15 protein-coding genes are annotated in these 18,238 nt (G+C 57.5%); 5 read left to right on the forward strand and 10 right to left on the reverse strand.

Annotated features, from left to right (window positions below; translation table 11 throughout):
• Positions 1 to 2: 2 nt before the first annotated feature.
• The 8 genes from NO877_RS18235 to NO877_RS18270 form a co-directional block, all read right to left on the reverse strand.
• Positions 3 to 1,205, reverse strand: a complete 1,203-nt coding sequence (locus NO877_RS18235; protein WP_256397731.1) for an ABC transporter substrate-binding protein — start codon at positions 1,203 to 1,205, stop codon at positions 3 to 5.
• A complete protein-coding gene (locus NO877_RS18240) occupies positions 1,206 to 2,384 on the reverse strand; it encodes an ABC transporter substrate-binding protein (RefSeq protein ID WP_256397732.1) in 1,179 nt (392 codons plus the stop codon).
• 63 nt (positions 2,385 to 2,447) lie between these two features.
• Positions 2,448 to 4,367 (reverse strand): ABC transporter ATP-binding protein, encoded by a 1,920-nt coding sequence (locus NO877_RS18245; protein WP_256397733.1) that lies wholly within the window; start codon positions 4,365 to 4,367, stop codon positions 2,448 to 2,450.
• On the reverse strand, positions 4,367 to 5,329 hold the full coding sequence (locus NO877_RS18250) for an ABC transporter ATP-binding protein (RefSeq protein WP_256397734.1): 963 nt from the start codon (positions 5,327 to 5,329) through the stop codon (positions 4,367 to 4,369). Before NO877_RS18250 ends, NO877_RS18245 begins: the two co-directional genes overlap by 1 nt.
• A complete protein-coding gene (locus tag NO877_RS18255) occupies positions 5,329 to 6,459 on the reverse strand; it encodes a FecCD family ABC transporter permease (protein ID WP_256397735.1) in 1,131 nt (376 codons plus the stop codon). Before NO877_RS18255 ends, NO877_RS18250 begins: the two co-directional genes overlap by 1 nt.
• Positions 6,456 to 7,439: an NAD(P)/FAD-dependent oxidoreductase gene (locus NO877_RS18260; RefSeq protein ID WP_256397736.1), complete on the reverse strand. Its 984-nt coding sequence runs from the start codon at positions 7,437 to 7,439 to the stop codon at positions 6,456 to 6,458. The genes NO877_RS18255 and NO877_RS18260 overlap by 4 nt, the downstream gene beginning before the upstream one ends.
• Before the next feature lie 2 nt (positions 7,440 to 7,441).
• Positions 7,442 to 8,638 carry an ABC transporter substrate-binding protein gene (locus tag NO877_RS18265; protein WP_256397737.1) on the reverse strand — a complete coding sequence of 399 codons (1,197 nt, stop codon included), beginning with the start codon at positions 8,636 to 8,638 and terminating at the stop codon, positions 7,442 to 7,444.
• Between the two features lie 2 nt (positions 8,639 to 8,640).
• Positions 8,641 to 9,795, reverse strand: coding sequence for an ABC transporter substrate-binding protein (locus NO877_RS18270; RefSeq protein ID WP_256397738.1), 1,155 nt, complete (start codon positions 9,793 to 9,795; stop codon positions 8,641 to 8,643).
• Between the two features lie 183 nt (positions 9,796 to 9,978).
• On the opposite strand from NO877_RS18270, the gene NO877_RS18275 reads away from it, so the two are divergent.
• A complete protein-coding gene (locus NO877_RS18275) occupies positions 9,979 to 10,359 on the forward strand; it encodes a hypothetical protein (protein ID WP_256397739.1) in 381 nt (126 codons plus the stop codon).
• A gap of 11 nt (positions 10,360 to 10,370) precedes the next feature.
• Here the strand turns inward: NO877_RS18275 and NO877_RS18280 are convergent, their stop codons facing one another.
• Complete coding sequence (locus tag NO877_RS18280; RefSeq protein WP_256397740.1) at positions 10,371 to 11,363, reverse strand: HEAT repeat domain-containing protein; 993 nt, start codon at positions 11,361 to 11,363, stop codon at positions 10,371 to 10,373.
• 142 nt (positions 11,364 to 11,505) lie between these two features.
• Between NO877_RS18280 and NO877_RS18285 the strand changes: the two genes are divergently transcribed.
• Entirely contained in the window at positions 11,506 to 13,116 is a 1,611-nt protein-coding gene (locus NO877_RS18285; protein WP_256397741.1) for a transposase, read from the forward strand.
• 386 nt (positions 13,117 to 13,502) lie between these two features.
• Complete coding sequence (locus tag NO877_RS18290; RefSeq protein ID WP_256397742.1) at positions 13,503 to 14,747, forward strand: tyrosine-type recombinase/integrase; 1,245 nt, start codon at positions 13,503 to 13,505, stop codon at positions 14,745 to 14,747.
• Positions 14,748 to 14,841: 94 nt separating this feature from the next.
• Here NO877_RS18290 and NO877_RS18295 read toward each other — a convergent pair whose 3' ends face one another.
• On the reverse strand, positions 14,842 to 16,107 hold the full coding sequence (locus tag NO877_RS18295) for a recombinase family protein (protein ID WP_256397743.1): 1,266 nt from the start codon (positions 16,105 to 16,107) through the stop codon (positions 14,842 to 14,844).
• 842 nt (positions 16,108 to 16,949) lie between these two features.
• On the opposite strand from NO877_RS18295, the gene NO877_RS18300 reads away from it, so the two are divergent.
• Together NO877_RS18300 and NO877_RS18305 are read left to right on the forward strand one after the other, a co-directional pair.
• Positions 16,950 to 17,372, forward strand: coding sequence for a MarR family winged helix-turn-helix transcriptional regulator (locus NO877_RS18300; protein WP_256397744.1), 423 nt, complete (start codon positions 16,950 to 16,952; stop codon positions 17,370 to 17,372).
• A gap of 473 nt (positions 17,373 to 17,845) precedes the next feature.
• Positions 17,846 to 18,133 (forward strand): hypothetical protein, encoded by a 288-nt coding sequence (locus tag NO877_RS18305; RefSeq protein ID WP_256397745.1) that lies wholly within the window; start codon positions 17,846 to 17,848, stop codon positions 18,131 to 18,133.
• Positions 18,134 to 18,238: the final 105 nt, after the last annotated feature.

An 18,238-nucleotide genomic window follows, 5' to 3' on the forward strand; every position in this document is an offset into this window, starting at 1 on the left:
CTCTAGAGATCTCCGTTGATGATGTCGGCCACTCGCTGACGGTCGAACAGCTGGTTTTCTTCAGGTATCTCTGGGAACGCTTCGGGATCGAACGCACCAAATTCGTCGGGATACAGCAGTCGTGCAGTGAGTTCGGTCTGGAAAAGACTCGCAATCGGTCCCTGCTGGAAGTACGAACCCGGATACACCGCGTCGTTCTCGACAGCGGTGAGCTGACTCCCGATTGGGTGTGCTTCCAGCGTAGCAACAAACTGGTCGTCGAAGGCCTGCGCAGAGAAGCCACCATCGTCGTCGACCAGACGAACACCGCCGTGGACGATGATGATATCCGGATCGATTTCGGCCATCGACTCGTAGTCGAGCATCCCATTGGTCTCTTCTTCGTTGAAAACGCTCTGGATCTCGAGATCACGGTACTGTTTCATCTCAGTTCCTTCCGAGTCCGTCGTCATCGCGGCGAACGCTCCACCCTCGATATCGGAACCAAAGTTGATCAGCCCAACTTCGGGGCGATCACTGCCGTTCGGTAGCCTCGAATCGATCTCGGCGTGGAGTTCGTCGTGAACGTCGACGAATGCCTCGTATCGTTCGTGCTCATCAAACACGTCGGCAAGCCTCTCGAACGCCTCGTACAGTGAATACAGTTCGTAATCATGGAACTCACGCCGCCGGACGATATTGTTTCCGAAGAAGGGGGCGACGGTATCGGCGATTTCCTGCGTATCGCGTTCGTCCCACGAGCTATCGAATCCAGTCCCGTGAAAGTAGTTCGGATCAGAGAGGACAACGTCCGGATCCAGTTCGTAGAACAGTTCTTTGTCCCAACCCCCACCGACCAGCGGGTTTGGAACGTCGGTCGGAAATGAGACACCGACCTGTTCGTAAAAGTACGCCGGAGGATAAAATCCCGCCGGGAGGAACCCGTCTCGCTGTCCGAGTGCGATCGCCATATCTGCCCACGGGCCTGTGATCGCCATCCACGTCTCCGGAACTGTTTCGAACGTCTGACAGCCGACCGGTTCGATACACGCCTCGTAGGAAGTGTCGCCCCCGGTCGACGTATCGGCTTCAGTGGTCGACTCCTGGCTTGTCTCACCCGTACAGCCAACGAGTAGGCTACCGCCGACGACCGCACCGCCGTACTTCACGTAGTCGCGCCGAGTCGGTTTCTCTTGTCGACTCGTCCTGCTTGTGTCGTCATTCATTTAAAATTCTCCGTTGATAATGTCCGCAACGCGCTTTCGGGAGAACAGCTGGTCCGATTCCGAGATGTCGTAGGTTCCATCGTCATTGTACGACGGGAACTCTCCAAACTGCTCAGGATAGATCTGCTTCGCAGCCATCTCTATCTGGAACAGATTATAAATTGGGCCCTGCATCGAATCTCCGCCACCGTACAGCCGATCGTTCTGCACCGCGCTCAACTCCGAACCAACCGGATCGTCTTCGAGTTCGAGCATCGACTGATACCGGTCGTCGAATCCGCCCGTGCCGAAGTTGTGAATGAGAACGTCCGGATCGAGTTCGAGCATCGCTTCGAGGTCGTAGGTTCCTCCATCCGATTCGTACGTGCGGTCGCTCTCGGCGAAAACATCCCGTACGTCAAGCGGCCGATAATGGGACACACCGAAGCCCTCGTTGTCGATTTTGTATGGTGAGAACTCCGCCCAATCGTTCATTGCGACGAGTCCGACTGTCGGACGTTCCGCTTCGGGTGGTAGATTGGATTCGACGTGTGCGACGAGTTCGTCACGAACACGTTTCAATGCCTGAATTCTCTCTGTCTCACCGAACACCTGTGCGACTTTCGCGTACAGCTCCCATGCAGTGTAGTACTCGTAATCCTCGATCCCCGTGTCGGTGTGTGCTCGTGAAAACCGGTTCCCGAAGTAGGGGGCGACGTTTTGGGTGATTTCCTCGATGTCGTCCTCATCAAAGTCGAAATATTCCGAGTAAACCCGGTACCACGTCGGATCTAGGAGGATGAGGTCGGGGTCGACCTGGTAGATTGTTTCCTTATCGTCGTGGGTGACTGTTACTCGTGTCGACGGGTCGAACTCGACTCCGGGGAGCTGTTCGTAGTATCCGATATAGAACTGATCTCCCATGGCTTCGATCGCCTCACCGTGTCCGCAAGCGACCGCCATATCCACGTAGTGCTTATTATACGTCAGTATCCGATTTGGTACCTCCTCGAACTCAATGGTTCCGACTGGTGAGATCGTCACCGAGTACGACTCATCAGTTGCTGTGTCTTCCTCGGTTGTCGGTTCGGAGCTCTCGCCGGTACAGCCGGCGAGCAGGCCGCCGCCGACCACTGCGCCGCCGTATTTGATCGTGTCTCTGCGCGTTGGTGCCTCGTGCACCGTCTCATCAGTAGACATACTTTTAGGCTAGCCTAAAATATTAAAACGGTTCCGATTTTTAGGCCAGCCGAAAACAGTGGTTCAGTCGTCGACCGACGGAGCCGAGGCCCGCCCCAGCAACTCGTCGGGAAGGTCGTCGATCTCGCCAGCCTGAACGCCCCAGAGGTTCGCATACAGCCCGTCAGCCGCCAGGAGTTCCTCGTGGGTCCCGCGCTCGGCGACCCGGCCCTCATCGAGCACAACGATCCCGTCGGCGTCTTTGACCGTCGACAGCCGGTGGGCGATCACCAGCGTCGTCCGGTCGGCCGCCAGCCGGTCGAGCGACTGCTGGATGAGGTACTCGGTCTGGGTGTCGACCGCCGAGGTCGCCTCGTCCAGAAGGAGTATCTCGGGGTCCTGCAGGACGACCCGAGCGAGCGCGATTCGCTGGCGCTGGCCGCCGGAGAGTTTGACCCCGCGTTCGCCGACACGCGTGTCGTAGCCATCCGACAGCCCCTCGATGAACGCGTGGGCCTCGGCGGCCTCTGCGGCCGCGATCACCTCCTCGCGGGGTGCGTCGAACTCCCCATAGCGGATGTTTTCGGCGACCGTGCCATCGAAGAGGAACGTATCCTGACTCACGTAGCCGATCGCCGAGCGGAGCGTCGACAGGTCGAGGGCTCGCACGTCGTGGCCGTCGACCCGCACTGCGCCATAGGTGGTGTCGTACAACCGCAGCAGGAGCTTGGCAATCGTCGATTTGCCTGCGCCGGTCGGGCCGACGATGGCGACCGTCTCGCCGGGCGCAACCGAGATGTCGACGCCATCGAGAACAGGTTTGTCCGCTTCGTATGCAAACGTCACATCATCGTACTCGACTCGACCGTCGACCGAATCGAGCGCGACCGGATCGTCGGCAGTCTCGATGTGGACGGGGACGTCCATCAGCCCACAGATCCGCTTGCCCGACGCGCGGGCGTTCTCGTACCAGTCGACGATGTTCGACAGCTGGGCCATCGGCCCGGTCAGCCGTTGGGTCAGCAGCATGAACACGACGAAGTTACCGATAGTCAGCGTTCCCGAAAAGAACAGCGGCGGCCCCGAAAACACCCACAGCCCACCGATGACGAACGTGGCAAGCAACGAAATCCCGGTAAGCAGCTCCATTCCCGGCCGGTAGAAGTAGCTCAGCTTCAGCACGTCCATCTGCGCATCAAAAACGTCCCGCGAGACGCCGCGAACGCGGTCGGTCTCATAGCTCTCGGTGCTCGTTGTCTTGATCAGCTCGATCCCGCTCAGCCCGTTTTCGAGTCGGGTATTTAAATCACCGACCGTCGACCGGTAGCTGGTGTAGCGTGGCTCGATGACTCGTATAAACCACCACGTAAAGCCGACCAGCAGCGGCACGACCCCCAGCGTGACGGCCGCGAGCTGCCAGTTGGTGTAGAGGAGTGCGACGGTGACACCGCCGACGATAACGCCGATTCGGACGCTGTCGCCCAACGCGTTGTCGAAAAATACCTCCAGGTTCGAGGTGTCGTTGTTGAGGATCGACATGATCTCGCCGGTCTCCTTGTTGTCGAAGAAGGTCATATCGAGGGCCTGCATCTTCTCGTAGGCGTCGGTCCGGATCGCGTACATCACGCCGTGGGCGAAGAAGTTGATCGAGACACCGCGGATCCACTGGAGGACCGCGCCGCCGCCGAGGGCGAGGCCGATGATGATCGTCGACAGCCAGAACTGCGCGATCGGCTCGGTCGGGAGCCACGCCGACGGCACCAGCGGGAGTCGATAGGCACTCTCGCCGGTGAAGACGGCGTCGATGGTCGTCCCGAGGACGAGCGGCGTAACGAGGAGGGTGCCGTAGGTGAGCACGCTGGTCACGAGGCCGACGGCGAGCCACCGCCACTCGGCGAGTCCATAGCGCCGAAACAGCCGGAGCAGTGGCTTCGAGACCTGATCTCGGTAGGCATCGAGTTCCGTCTCGACCTCGTCATCCGAGTTGGTTTCGGCGTCGACCACTACTCGGCCTCCACCTGACTGTCGGAATCGCCATCGCCGTCGACCGACTCGGCTGCATCCGACTCGTCGGTCTCGTCGTGTCGAGCGCGGATCGGCGTCACGCGGGGGCCGCGGTCGGTGCTGTCGACCTCGGCCTCGATCTCGAACACGTCCGCCAGAAGCCGCTCGGTAATCACCTCCTCCGGCGGACCGCGGGCTTTGATCTCACCGTCCCGCAGGGCGACGATGCTGTCGGCGTGACGCGCCGCCTGTTCGATGTCGTGGAGGACGACGACAACCGTGATCTCGCGTTCGTCGCGGAGGGTTTCGATGATCTCCATCACCTCAAGCTGGTGATGGAGGTCCAGAAACGTCGTCGGCTCGTCGAGCAACAACACGTCGGTATCCTGCGCGAGTACCATGGCGATCCACGCCAGTTGTTTCTGGCCGCCGCTGAGACTGCCGACCTCCCGATGGCGGAGGTGGCCGCAGCCTGCGAGGTCGATAGCGTTGTCGACCGCACACTCGTCCTCGTAGGTGACATGCTCGAAGAACCCACGATGGGGGTACCGTCCGTGATAGACCAGATCCTCGACAGTAATCGAGTCCGGAACGGTACTCTCCTGAGAGAGCAGGCCGAGCTTCCGGGCGAGGGCCTTGGTATCGAGCGAATGGACATCTTGGCCGTCGATCAGCACCGAGCCGCTGTCGGGAGCCAGCTGGTTGGCGAGTCCTTTTAAAAGGGTGCTTTTGCCGGAGCCGTTGGGGCCGACGAGGGCGGTCACCGCCCCCCGCTCGGCGGTGATCGTTTCGCCGTCGACGATCGGTCCATCGCTGGTGGGGTAGCCAAGGACCAGTTCCTCGCCGGTGAGCGTTGCGGCCGCACCGTCGCTTGCGTCGTCGGTCGAACCCTTTTCTGCCGCGTCCGATTCGTCTTCGTCTCGGTTCCGTCCCTGTGTGATTGAGGCAATGGTGTCGAACATCACATCTCACCCATGTGCTGCTGTTTCCGCATCAGGTAGAGGAAGTACGGCCCGCCGACGAGTCCGGTGACGATCCCGACCGGGATCTGGACCGGACTGAGCGCGAGCCGTGCGCCCACGTCCGCGCCGACCATCAGCGCCGGGCCGACGAACAGACAGCCGACGATCAGCTTCCGGTAGTCGCTGCCGACCAGGTTCCGGACCATATGCGGGACAATCAAGCCCACAAACCCAACGATCCCCGCGACAGCGATGCTCGCGGCCGCGGCCAGCACCGCCACGCCCGACAGTGCGAAGCGGACCTTCTCGATGGACATGCCCAGCGATTTGGCGGTCTGTTCGCCCAACAGCAGGACGTTGCACTGCCGGGAGCCCGCAACGCCCAACAGCACGGCGACGACGGTCCACGGCAGGGCGAGTCGGACCTGTTCCCAGTCGGTCCCAGTGAGCGAGCCAGTGGTCCACGCGATCGCCGACTGGACGACGCCGATGTCGTCGGCGAAGAAGAACAGCGCGGTCTGGAGGCTCCCGAAGACGGTGCCGACGATGACCCCCGCCAGCACGAGTCGGACGGGCGAGGTGCCGTTCTTCCACGCGATGGCGTAGACGATCAGGAAGGCGACTGCCCCGCCGACCGCCGCGATCAGCGGGAGGAACGCCGAGAGGCTCCCGAAGACGACCAGGGTGAGGAGAATCATCAGCCCCGCTCCCGAGGAGACCCCGAGGATGAACGGGCTGGCGAGCTCGTTTCGGGTGACCGCCTGAAAGATGGCTCCCGAGATAGCGAGATTCATCCCAACCAGCATCGCGACGAACACACGAGGGAGCCGGATGTTCCAGACGATCAGGCTTTCACGGCTCATCTCGGGGAGTTCGCCGCCGAACAGGAAAGCGTTCCACGCCCGGAGGTTGAACACTACATCGGGGTTGAAAACGGCCTGCCACGCTTGGGTGATCGTCATCGAGTAGGCTCCGAGACTCACCTGCACGAGTCCACTGATCACCACTACTGCGAGGCTTCCGATGGCGACCGACAGCAGTTTCGGATCGACCAACCAGTCGAATCGGCTCTCGCTTGGCGTCGACCGCCTCGACTGGTCGGCCCCGACCGTCGACTCGCGGTTGCTCATTGGGCCTCCAGCGGCGAGCCGTGATCGCTGTCGAGATAGGCTCGGATCTCGTCGTCATCCATCGCCTCCAGCAGCGTCTCGCTGTCGAGTGCGTCGACGATCGCCTCGGGATCGAGCTTCTCGGCGAGTCGCTCGTGGCCCGCCGTGGTGCGGTCGTCGATCTCCGTGTCCGTAATGTAGGACGACAGCGAGTCGTCGATCGAGGCCGCCCGGACCTTTTTAAATCGCTCCGAGTCAGGATCGACCGGCGCGTCCTCACTGTAGTAGTCGTCGAACCACTCGACCCAGGTGTCCCGATCCTGCCACTCGTCGTCGAGTTCGGCCTGCTGGCGAACCCAGTCGACGCCTTCGGCGGCGTCTTCCCACCAGCCGTCGTCGATCCGAGCGTCGACGATGGCGCGTTTGCCGACGTGTGCGCCGCGACCCGCCGCGAGGATCGCCTGCTTGTCGGGTTTTCCAGCGGGGGTGGCGACGTACAGGCCGTCGACCGGGGTCGAGCCATCCTCGTCGGGATACTCTCGGTCGAACCGCTCCTCGGCCTCGCCGTCGTGTTCGACGGTCTCGATCATCGCTTCGTCGCTATCGAGGCCACGCAGATACGAGCCGTCGTAGCGCGTCGCGGCGATCACCCGCTGGGCGGTGACAGCCTCGCCCTCCTGCGGTGTGATGGTGAACCCCTCGCCGTCGTCGCCATCGAGTCGGTCGACCGACTCCACGAGGTCCGGGATGACGGTGCAGCCAGCGGTTTCGGCGTGATCGTGAATGAGTTTATAAAAGGTCCCGATGTCGACGCCAGCGGGGAAGCCGAGGTAGTTTTCGAGGTAGCCACATCGCTGGATCGAGGATCGGCCGCGGTCGAAGATCGCGGTGTCGAGGCCCTCGCGGGCGCAGAAGACGCCCGCCGAGCAGCCTGCTGGCCCGCCGCCGACGATGACGATATCGTGGTCGTAGTCGGTCCGTGCAGTGGGTGCCGTGCTCATGGTTAGACGTCTCCGTTGACGATGTCGGCGACTCGCTGGCGGTCGAACAGCTGTTCGTCCTCGGGAACGTCAAGCGGGGCTTCCGGATCGAACTCTCCGAACTCCTCGGGGTAGAGCTGTCGGGCGGTGAATTCCGTCTGGAACAGGTTGACAATCGGTCCCTGTTCGCCCCACGCACCGGGCAGGATGTTTTCCTCCTGAACGGCGGTCAGCTGCTGGCCGACCGGATGGTCGGCCATGGGTTCGAGCCACGTCGACTGGAAGCTCTCGTAGTCGAAGGCCTCGCCACCCTCGGGTGCGTGACCGATTCCCCAGTGAACGACCAGAACTTCGGGGTCGTCGTCGAGGAGATACTCGTAGTCGACCTCGCTACCGCCACCATCAGTATCCTCGAACGCGCTGACGGCTCCGAGATCACGGTAGGTTTTGAGTTCGTAGCCGTCGGCGGTGACATCCATCGGATAAAACAGGCTCTCGGTGGGTTCCGAGCCGCTGTTTATAAGCCCGATTTCGGTGCGCTCGCTCTCGGCTGGAAGCCGCGACTGAACCTCCCCGATGACATCGTCGTGAATCGCCGCGAGTGCCTCGTAGCGGTCCTCGATCTGAAACACCTGTGCGACCTTCTCGAAGGCCTCATACAGCGAGAACAGCGGGTAGTCGAGTTCGTTTCGGAAATCGCGCCGTCGCCGACAGTTGTTGCCGCAGATCGGTCCTACGGCCTCCGAAATTTCGGCGATATCGTCGTCGTCCCAGCTGTCGTCCCAGTACTGAATCGCGTTCGGATCGAAGAAGTGAACATCGGCATCGGTCTCGTAGAACACCTCCTTGTCGTAGCCACCATCCTTCCAGAAGCTCACGCTCGCATCGCGGTCGATCGACGCGTCGACTTCGTCGTAAAACAGCTGTGGGGCCGGATACGAACCCGTCGAGAGGAGGCCGTCCTCGACACCGAGGGCGACACCCATGTCGACCCACGCGCCGCCTTCGGCGACCCACGTTTCGGGAACCGCGTCGAATTCGACCGTCCCGGCTGGCGCGATGTCGACGGTGTAGCTCTCGTCTCGGCTTCCCCCAGAATCCGAACTCGCGTTCGAATCGTCATCACCGGTACAGCCAGCGAGTAGCCCGCCACTGGCGACTGCACCACCGTATTTGATTGTCGCTCGGCGTGTCGGACCGCGCTGCGGTTGGTCGTCCATCGTTAGTTCCCCCCGGTGACGATCCCGGCGAGCTCGTTGCGGTCGAACAGCTCACCCGAGTAGGTCTCGGGGAAGTACGCCGTCGCGTACCGCTCGAGGAGGAACAGGTGGTGGAGCGGCCCCGAATAGATCGGCCCGCCACGGAACACCATATCGTTTCGGACGGCGGTGAGCTCCGAGGCCGTCTCGTGGTCCTGCATAAAGGCGAGCACCGTCTCCTCGAACTCCTCGCGGCTCTTTGACTCGTGGCCGCGGACGAGGATCGAGTCGGGGTCGACGTCCAGGATCGTCTCGTAGTCGATCTGTCCGCGATCGGTCGTCGAGAGCCCCTCGATGCCCGTCTCGGCGAGCGCGTCGGCGATGCCGAGGTCGTGGAACTGCTTTTTGTTCGTCCCTTGATCGCTCACGCGGTAGGGGTAGAACGCTTCGGGTTCGTTGCCAGCCGCGAACGTCAGTAACGCGTTCGGGCGGCTGTCGGCCGCGGGAAGGTCAGCCTCGATGTCGGCGATGAATTCGTCGTGGAACGTTTTGAGCTGGTCGAATTTCGCCTCCTCACGGTGAATCTGTGCCACCTTCTCGAAGGCTTCGTACAGCGAGTAGTACTCGTAGTCGTGCCACTCGTCGGATCGACGGAAGATGGTATTGCCGACGAACGGTGCGACGTTCTCGGTGAGTTCGTCGACATCCGACGCTTCGAGTCCGAAGGCGGTGTTATTGATCAACCACTGGGGGTCGATCAGGTGGAGGTCGCCGTCGAGTTCGTAGAAAATCTCCTTGTCGATCCCGCCGTTGTCGCCGTTCAGTTTCGTGATCGACTCGGTGTCGACGCTCACACCGTCGAGCTCGTCGTAGTGACTCGTGTGGAACCGCGACGGAAGCCCCATTGAGAGAATCGAGTCCTCGTGGCCCAGCGCGACGGCCATATCCGCGTAGTCAGGGAAGTAGTGGGTGACCTGTTCCGGCGGCGACTCAAAACTGAGTTCGCCAACCGGAGCCATCTCAACAGTGTAAGAGTCGCCCGAATCGGCCGCGTTCTCCGAGTTGGGGTCGGTCGACTGGCCAGTACACCCTGCAACGAATCCGGTGCTGACTGCTCCCGCACCGGCTGTGAGGTATCTTCGACGTGTGAAATCGCAACTATCCGGCGTTGAATCCATACTTTTAGGCTTGCCTTAACCAATAAAACGGTTTCGAATTTTAGGAGTACCTAAAACAGTCATAGATCGAAAAATTCACTCTCCGTTTCTAACAAAATTGATAATATCGGCGAATGTTAGAGGAGGATGACGCTGACCATTGGAACGACCGTTGTTTATAAACCTGTTTTCGCTTGAGAGCGTATGGATCGGATTCGGTATCCCGTACTGATCTCTCAGGGGGTCGCTGTCTGTCTCCTCTGTGGGGCGATCGTGGCGATCTTGATGGTGGAACTCCCCATGTCACCCGAACTCCGAATTGGAATCCGCTCCGCACCGGGGGTCCTCACACTGTCCGTCTGGGCGCGAGTTATCGGACGCCACCGCGAGCCGACCGATATCGTGCTTGCACTGTTCTCGGTGCCGTGCGTCATCGTCTCCGTCTGGGCGATATCCGAGGCACTCACCGCGAGCAGCGGCGTCATATTCGGCGGGCTGTTGTCAGTGGCCAGTGGTGTACTGCTTTCGGTCGCGGTCCTCGCAGATGCGGCTGTCGAACAGGTCGTCGACTACCACACGGAGTAACGAGGAGACAATCAGAAGGGTCGACCACACCGAGGACACATCGGCATTCCATCCGAGGGGAGCGCGAGCCCACAGCGCGGACAGTCGTCGCCGTCAGGGGTCGTCATCGCCTCGACGATATCGTCGGTTCGGTTGCGGATGGATTCGGTCTCGCCGATCCCGTCGACCAGTGGTCCGGACTCAGCCGCAAACCGAACCCGTGGTTCGAGGAACGCAGCCGCGGCCTCGCTTTCGACGGCGTCGACGTCCCAGTCGTCGGGGAGTTGAACGTCAAAACCGGACCGGTTGGCTAGTCCCAGTGCCTCGGCACTGCGGCCGCGAACGTAGGGGTTCGAGTCGTCAATACGCTCGGAGAGGGCGTCTACGGCCGGTTCGAGCGCGTCAGCGTGCTCACAGGCGACTGCGACCAATGCGGTGGCGAGGTAGTAGCGTACGAGTTCGTCCTCACTGTTGAGATGTTCAGCAAGATCAGTGACGTGGTAGCGGAGCCGACCTGGATCACCCAAGCCGACGTACGCCAGCGCCTTTGCGAGTTTCTCTTTGACCTCCGGTTCGTCGAACCTGAGCCCGATACGGAGATCGGCCAGCGTCTCTGGATCAGTGACGTTCTCAGGTGAGTCGACCGCAACGTACCCGAGTGCCTCGGCGCACCGCGCCCGGACGTAATAGAACTCCCCGTCGTCGGCCAATCGCTCGGCGAGCGCGTCGACCACGGGTAGGGTGACCGTGGGCTCTGACTGGGCCAGCGTAACGAACAGCTTCGCGGTCGTCAGCCTGACTGCGCGGTCATCGTCGGTCAGGAACGTCGCAAGCGGGGCAGCGAGTTCCTTGAAGACACGTGGTCGCTCTTTGGCTACATCACGACTCGCCCGTAGCACACGCTTCCGAGCCTCAGCATCAGCTGCGCCGAGCTGATTCAGACAGGCCACCGTCTCCTCGTGGTCTCCATCCGTGAGGAGATCAGTCAGCCGGTCAGGTGTCGACGGCTGGTCGGGTTCACTCATTCGGTTGGTGTGACTTGTTTTCACAACCAGTCGCTTCAATCCGATGGTTCTACGCCAGCTCGTAAATGCTTCTAGTGACGACCGATGAGTGATACAGACGAGATCATAGTCACTTCGGTCCCGATAGGCCAATCGACACTCGATGTCGGACTTGCAGGACCCGCTTTCAGATCGGGCCCGCCGAATGACTGACGGCTACAGTACGGGGATCGAAGTCACTGAGCAGTTGAGAGCAGGCAACTCCCTCCCGTCGAGCATCGCAGAAAGTTCGATTCGAACTGAATTACTTGATGATGGGTATCCTGAGTGGCATCCTGCTCCGCATTCGTTTCTCGGGATGGTACAACTCCTCATCTACCGAGAGATCACGGGTAATAGTTATCGGGAGTTGGCCCGATATCAGGAACTCGCTCAGCCGTTCGGTCTCGATCATATCCCTGACGAGTCAGTCCTCTCGCGAACCTGGCGCAAGCGCTTCGACGACGGCGTCCGCGAGTTCGTTCAAATCGCTGCTCACTTCGTTGTCAAAGAAATCCACGACCGCGATTTCTCGGCTCCCGCTATTCGGCCGAAATCTGAGGTTGTCGACGAAGAATATCGTTCCACCAGGGACGACGAGGCGGCTGGTCGAGAGTTCACCGATAAGCAAATCTACCGTACGACCCGTCTCGCAAGGGACCACGGTTTCGACGGGTTCAATTCTGGTCGCGCCGCGAACGCCACCTACGATGATACGCAGTTCTTTGAGTTGCAGACGTTCATGGGGATGGTCGGCTGTGGGACGCCACAGGGTGCAACCCGATTCCAGTATCGACATGGGCCGGATAGTGGTCCACACGGCGATACACATCTCAGGGCCGTCAAGCAGTTCGATCCTGACTCTCTAATCGATGGATTCGAGGTGGCAACGGATCGGCTGCTCTCGGTGATCGAGTCTGAGGCCTCGTTCCGTCGACCAGTCACGGCTGCAATCGACATAACGACTGTACCATACTATGGCGATGTCGACGGGATGGAGATGGTCAGCGGGCTCAATCAAGAAGACCGAGCATTCAAATTCGCTACGCTGTCGATTGTCGGACTAAATATCCCGCTCGTCCTGGCTATCGATCCCGTCCGAGAGAGTTCAGCGTGGGATGAGAACCCTCCTAACCAGATCCATCGTGTCGTCCGTCGGTTGATTCGACGAGCCAAACAGCACGTCCCTATCGAGACTGTGCTGTGCGACCGCGAATTTGATTCAAAGAGAGTGTTCCAGACGTTGTCAAATCTCGGAGTGAATTACCTCATCCCGAAGCGAATCAACAGCACCGAGCAGGAAGTGATCGAGACGATGGAGGCTGACGGACAGGCTGTCGCGGTGGAATCTGCGTCTGTTCATGTTGAGGCAGGAAACCATTCGATGCAGTTCCTGTACGTGCCGTCAACCAAAGGTGATGGGACAACCGTCTTCGCAACGAACCTTCGAGTTGGGCCCGACGAAGCCGAGACGTTCTGTCGGCGCTACAGCCGCCGCTGGCAGATCGAAAACGAGTACAAGAGTATCAAGGACGACTTCCTAGCAAAGACCTCCTCGAAGGACTACCGTGTACGGCTGTTCTACTTCGTTTTCGCCGTGCTGTTGTACAATATCTGGCGGCTCACCGATTTCCTGCTGAAAGCCGGTGTCGACGGTGAGATGGATTATTCACCCGTTCTGACGGCTGGAGAGTGCGTAGAGTTGGTCTGTGGAGAACTGATACCGCCTGATTAAACGGGTATCCCACCTAGGGTTTGCGTATCGTAAGTGGCAACACTCCCATTTGAGACCAAATATCGATTGATTTCTGGAACATATCACATAGGGACCCGCAAAATTTTGTCTGTCGGTTACTCGGTTAGCTTTGATAGCTGAAAAATAACGGGAACAGGCCCAGTTCTACACTATCCTCCGAAACTGTGGGCACCGACACTTCCCTCATTCAATATATCAGCATATGATTTATACAATTTCCCCAGATATCAGCCCATCCAGTTACTTAGCGTGTTGTCTCAATCAGACAAGTAGCTAACCAGAACTATTAGATAATAGTAAGATAAACGCTACCTCACGAAAATGGTCGATATCAAATCACCCCGAAACACAGCGAGGGCCTTCCCGTGAGCGAATCTCAGTATCAGTGGACACGCAAGTCACTCAGTGAGTTGGTCGACTTCTACTACACCGAGATCCGACCGACGATGCAAGAAGACGATTATGACCCACAACACGGTCGACCGAGCTACGAGTGGCTGGCTGCCAACGGCTTCTCCGGACTGTCTTACACGCTTCGAGAGCACCATGATCTCACAATCAAGGAGTTCTTCGTCGACGAGGTCGGTCTCGACAACAATACTCCCCAAGGAGACGACGAGGAACCCGGCTACGAGTGGGCGATCCGTAGTGACGAGACCATCGAAGCAATCCAGACGTATCTCTCAACACAACGCAACCGTGGCGAGCTCGCACCGTCGACAGTCGAGAGTCGACGCTCCCGGCTAGCAGAGTATGCTCGGATCTACGAGCGGCTGCATGGCCCACACAGTCTCACCCGGAATCTCACCGACATCGACGAGCGGGCAGCCGAGAACGACCGCTGTATGGAAGTCTTCGACGTCCTCAAAGACCGCCTGTCGACCGATCAGTCGCGGCTCAAGTACCTCGGCGATGTCCAGCAGTTCTACGACCACCAGGTGCGGTTCGAGGGCGCGAAGTACAACCCGCTCGACGGGGCCAACGATCAGTTCCGCTGGGAGATCGACACCCCTGACAACAAGACTGTCGACGCCGAAGGAATGCGGGCGATCTACGAGACTGCCGACACCATTGAATCTCAACACCTCGTGTTGGCTCTCGGTGCCTGGGGGCTCCGACCCAACGAGGTTGCCTCGCTCTCTCTTGACCAATTCGTGCTCACCGATGACGAGGACAACCGAATCGTCTTCGAGCAGCGCAAGAACGGTCCTGGAGAGGTCGCACTGTTGTTCGGCGTCGACGTGCTGAATCAACGGATCGTCGATCTCGATGGCCCGAATTGGGATGGCTATCTCTTTCCATCGAGTCGTTCGTCTTCCGGACATATCGCACCGCAAACGGTCAACCAACGGTTCAAACGGCTTGGAGAAGCTGCAGGAGTCACTGTCGAGGCGAAGACGCCGACCGCCAAGATGGGTCGACGATTCTGGTACACCACCTATAACGAGGCAGTCAAGCAGATGATGGAGGGCCTGGAAGGCATTGCCGCCGATCAAGGCTCGGCGAGTACAGAGATCGTCTCGCAAAACTACCTCTCGGAGGCCGAAAAGCGACGCTACCGACGGGAATCCATGCGTGATGAACTGAGTGCAGTATTCGGTCAAATCTGATCCATTCGCTGAGTGAAGACACACCAGATTACAAGTGAAAGAACTGCGGACAGAGTGGTGTCTTAGTTACGAGCTAATCTCTCAGAGATTTTAATTAGCTGAAATCACCAATACTGCGTTGGTCATCATCTGATTCGAATTCACCGTCATTTTGGTCCTCTGAATTACCCGTAATAGAGAACTTGAGAGCAGGATGGTTTAGCATCCGGCGGAGCTGGTCCGGCTGCATATCGCTACCAAACGAATATTCACACAGATTACACGTATACTTGTAGTCGAATTTTGTTCCCGCTTGCCGAAGCTCAGTTGCTTCAAATTCTTCGGTAGCTGTACAGTATGGGCAACGCAGTGGAAACGTTTGATGAAGCTTTTTGAGTTCAGACTCGTTCACGAGTCCTCCTTCGTATCCGCAATCCTCACACTCATATCTCGGCATTCGAATCCCCCATACATCAGTTGAGCTACGCCTTTCCATATCGCCATCGCAGGAGCGACAACGGAACGGCTGGAAGGTGTCAATCAACTGCATCACGTAGTCTGCACCAAATCGCTCAACGCCAGCCCGAAGGAAGTCCGGCTTGCTCGGTGATTCCGATCGAGCCGACTGATTAGACAGTAGCGTCTGGACCTCCTGAAATAGTGATTTGTCGACAACCTCGAGGCTAGAATCGGTTGCCATGACCTCACCTGCATACTCACGTCGACCGAGTACTAATTGGCTTGTGAGGATGGTTTTGACCTGTGGATAGCTGATCGTCTCCAGACCCGCCTGCTCAAGTTTACTATTTATTTGTCGTTTGGTCTCGCTTCTGTTTCCGGTCTCAAGATATATATGAAAGATGTCCTGAATGAAACCAGCATACTCTTCGTCTAATTTCAGCTTGTTTTCAGTATCAGTGTAGTAGCCGACCGGCGGTTCACCACCGAACGGCCATTCGCCATTTTCTAAGGCTCGTCTTACACCGTCGACCCGCCCTTTTTTGAGCCGATTTAGCCACCGGTTGGCGAAGACAGCCTCACGGGCGAGAATCTCGAAGTCGTAGTGCTCATCCCAATCGATAAATCCGTAGGAGTCACAGTAGAGTGTGATTCCAGATTGTTGTAGATCGTGCAGATATCGAAGGGTATCCCAAGGATCTGCCCGACTCAAGCGGTCGACCTCGTAGACAGCAAGGATGTCGTACTCATCATTCCTGGCCATCTCTAAGGCAGTATTGAGTTGACTGCGCTCTATTTCAGCTGCAGATTCTTCGGCTTCCAAGATCTCAATGACAGTACCGTCAATCTTCTCAACAACTTTCTTCAGTGCCTCCAACTGTGTACTCTTGCTGGAGTTGTCTGATTGAGATTTTGAGCTCACACGAACCAGTATCAGTACGCGATTACCGTCTACCTCTTCTGCAGACAGTAGCCCGACAGGAATCATCCCAATGCCACTGGTAAAAAGGATGTAAATTAGGGAGCTACAGTCAATACCAGTGTACGCGCACGTGATATATACACCACTAAAAAGGGTGATCAGTAATCCAGCTATATTATAAATATCAGGTACGCAGCGGCGGGAAGAGTTTTCATCCAATTACGGGAACAGTCGGCAGTGGCCACAGGCGGAAGACATACCAATCGGGGCCTATTCTTGTCGTGTATAAATCTGATTTTGTCTAGACCAATCTACATCGATTTCGTGGGCGGAATAGTGTTGTCAGATGCTATCAGCGGCAGCCTCTTCGCCGCTGAGAAGACCGCAAGGCCGACAGTCGATTTGGCTGGCAATGAGGGAGGCTGGCAATTCCTTTACAGTGTACCTGAGATTATCAGAGCCCTCGGAGTCTGAGAGTCGGTCCGTATCGATTTCGGCGTTGGTTGGGAGCCGCTGCAGTTGTTATATCCATTAGAATTGACTTTCACGGTCCAACATATCGACTGCGGGCGAGTAGCGCTGATACCAGCCACTAACCTCTAAAATAAAGAAATATGATATTTTAGAACCACCACTTTAGAAGTAATCGGCCGGCTGCTACAGGTCAGTCTGGCCACCTGATACTCACACACCAAGACAGGGGTGACTGTCACACCCCCAGTTTGGGGGCTTCGTAGGGGGGTTATCCAACACATAATAGTCGATCAGGGGGTGCGTACAGAATTTACGTACTATTTCTACGCACCCCTAGATTCAATTTTACGTAGCGTTTTACACAATACATGACTGGAGATATTGACCTATCAAAGTATCCTGATGATACCGATAAGGTAATCGTTGCGATAGATAAGAAAACTGTTCAAAGTTATGAATACGGTTTCACGACATTGAAAAAAATAGCCGAAATAACTGGCCTGACTAAAATGCAGGCGAGATACAGAGTCGAACAACTAGATGAAAACGGCCATGTGAGACGCGAGAAAGCGTTTGATCGAGAGCGGGCATTAGTCCGGATTTGGTTGACTCCTGAAGCGGAAAAGTACGCACGAAAGCTATTGGATTATGAAGAGATCGTTGGTCGTTTTCCCGACGACCCGACCCAAGACGATTTTATCGAGGTCCTCGATCATGTCCGAGAACTTGAATCTAGAATCGATGAAATGGAGAGTGAGATCGAGGAAATCAAAGAAATAATGCGGTTTTGACGGGCTCTGCGCGACCGATATCGGACTCCCTTCTCCGCGCCGTGGTCGTGCTCGCGTACTGCGCCTCGATGTTGATGAGTCAACAGATGTCGACTTCGCTGCTATTGCCACTCGCCTCCCGTACTCGTTGAGTTGATTGACCACTCTCGCATTGACCCCCGCTGACTACTTCTGACGTCCATCTAAAATCTGGGAGGTGACGACAAATACGCTCTCACTGGCGGCGCTCTCTCCCGCGCGTTGCTCTCTACAGCGTCATTTTCTTGTCGACAAGTCCAGACAATGTGGCACACAAGTTACGTATTTTGACATTCTCGGATCGTCAAAGCTGCAATATTCGGCAGTTTCAATCAATCACGTTTCTCGTATTAACGGTTTGTTGCACAAATCGTCAGTGAGTGAGCTGGCTACCTCACTGTCGATAGAGGTATCCTCAATTTATTTGATGAAAGAACTCAATTTGTTCAACAACAATGGATACAGATGTTCTCATCGAGATTCTAACCCGCCGAAAGATACCGAGAGGACAGATCACCCTTCTCAAAGAACTCTACGAGCGCGATGACGAGTTTGTTTCCAGTAGCGAACTCATAAGTCGAATACGCTGGGGTGATGAGGAACGCTTCCCAGGAGTATTGAGGGCCTTTGGAAGACGCATTAATGCTACAGAGAGAATTACTGGGAAACCGGGTATAGAAGCGTTCTTAGAACGGAAAAGAATAGACGGTGATCTCCACTATCAGTCGATCACATCGGGTTAGAGGAAGTGTCTGCTTGGACGTAGTGTGAAACCAAACCAAGCAGACAATCAGATCGAAGAAGAGCACCTGCTTAATTTTGTCGTCAACACTCTCAACGAGGAGCTT

It is taken from the genome of Halohasta litorea (genome assembly GCF_024494645.1).
In the GTDB taxonomy this organism is placed as follows: Archaea; Halobacteriota; Halobacteria; order Halobacteriales; family Haloferacaceae; genus Halohasta; species Halohasta litorea.

Excerpts from the sequence above, each read along its gene's own strand:
- NO877_RS18235 (WP_256397731.1), bottom strand. The coding sequence starts at position 1,205 with ATGAATGACGACACAAGCAGGACGAGTCGACAAGAGAAACCGACTCGG.
- NO877_RS18240 (WP_256397732.1), bottom strand. The coding sequence starts at position 2,384 with ATGTCTACTGATGAGACGGTGCACGAGGCACCAACGCGCAGAGACACG.
- NO877_RS18250 (WP_256397734.1), bottom strand. The coding sequence starts at position 5,329 with ATGTTCGACACCATTGCCTCAATCACACAGGGACGGAACCGAGACGAA.
- NO877_RS18255 (WP_256397735.1), bottom strand. The coding sequence starts at position 6,459 with ATGAGCAACCGCGAGTCGACGGTCGGGGCCGACCAGTCGAGGCGGTCG.
- NO877_RS18260 (WP_256397736.1), bottom strand. The coding sequence starts at position 7,439 with ATGAGCACGGCACCCACTGCACGGACCGACTACGACCACGATATCGTC.
- NO877_RS18265 (WP_256397737.1), bottom strand. The coding sequence starts at position 8,638 with ATGGACGACCAACCGCAGCGCGGTCCGACACGCCGAGCGACAATCAAA.
- NO877_RS18270 (WP_256397738.1), bottom strand. The coding sequence starts at position 9,795 with ATGGATTCAACGCCGGATAGTTGCGATTTCACACGTCGAAGATACCTC.
- NO877_RS18275 (WP_256397739.1), top strand. The coding sequence starts at position 9,979 with ATGGATCGGATTCGGTATCCCGTACTGATCTCTCAGGGGGTCGCTGTC.
- NO877_RS18280 (WP_256397740.1), bottom strand. The coding sequence starts at position 11,363 with ATGAGTGAACCCGACCAGCCGTCGACACCTGACCGGCTGACTGATCTC.
- NO877_RS18285 (WP_256397741.1), top strand. The coding sequence starts at position 11,506 with ATGTCGGACTTGCAGGACCCGCTTTCAGATCGGGCCCGCCGAATGACT.
- NO877_RS18300 (WP_256397744.1), top strand. The coding sequence starts at position 16,950 with ATGACTGGAGATATTGACCTATCAAAGTATCCTGATGATACCGATAAG.
- NO877_RS18305 (WP_256397745.1), top strand. The coding sequence starts at position 17,846 with ATGGATACAGATGTTCTCATCGAGATTCTAACCCGCCGAAAGATACCG.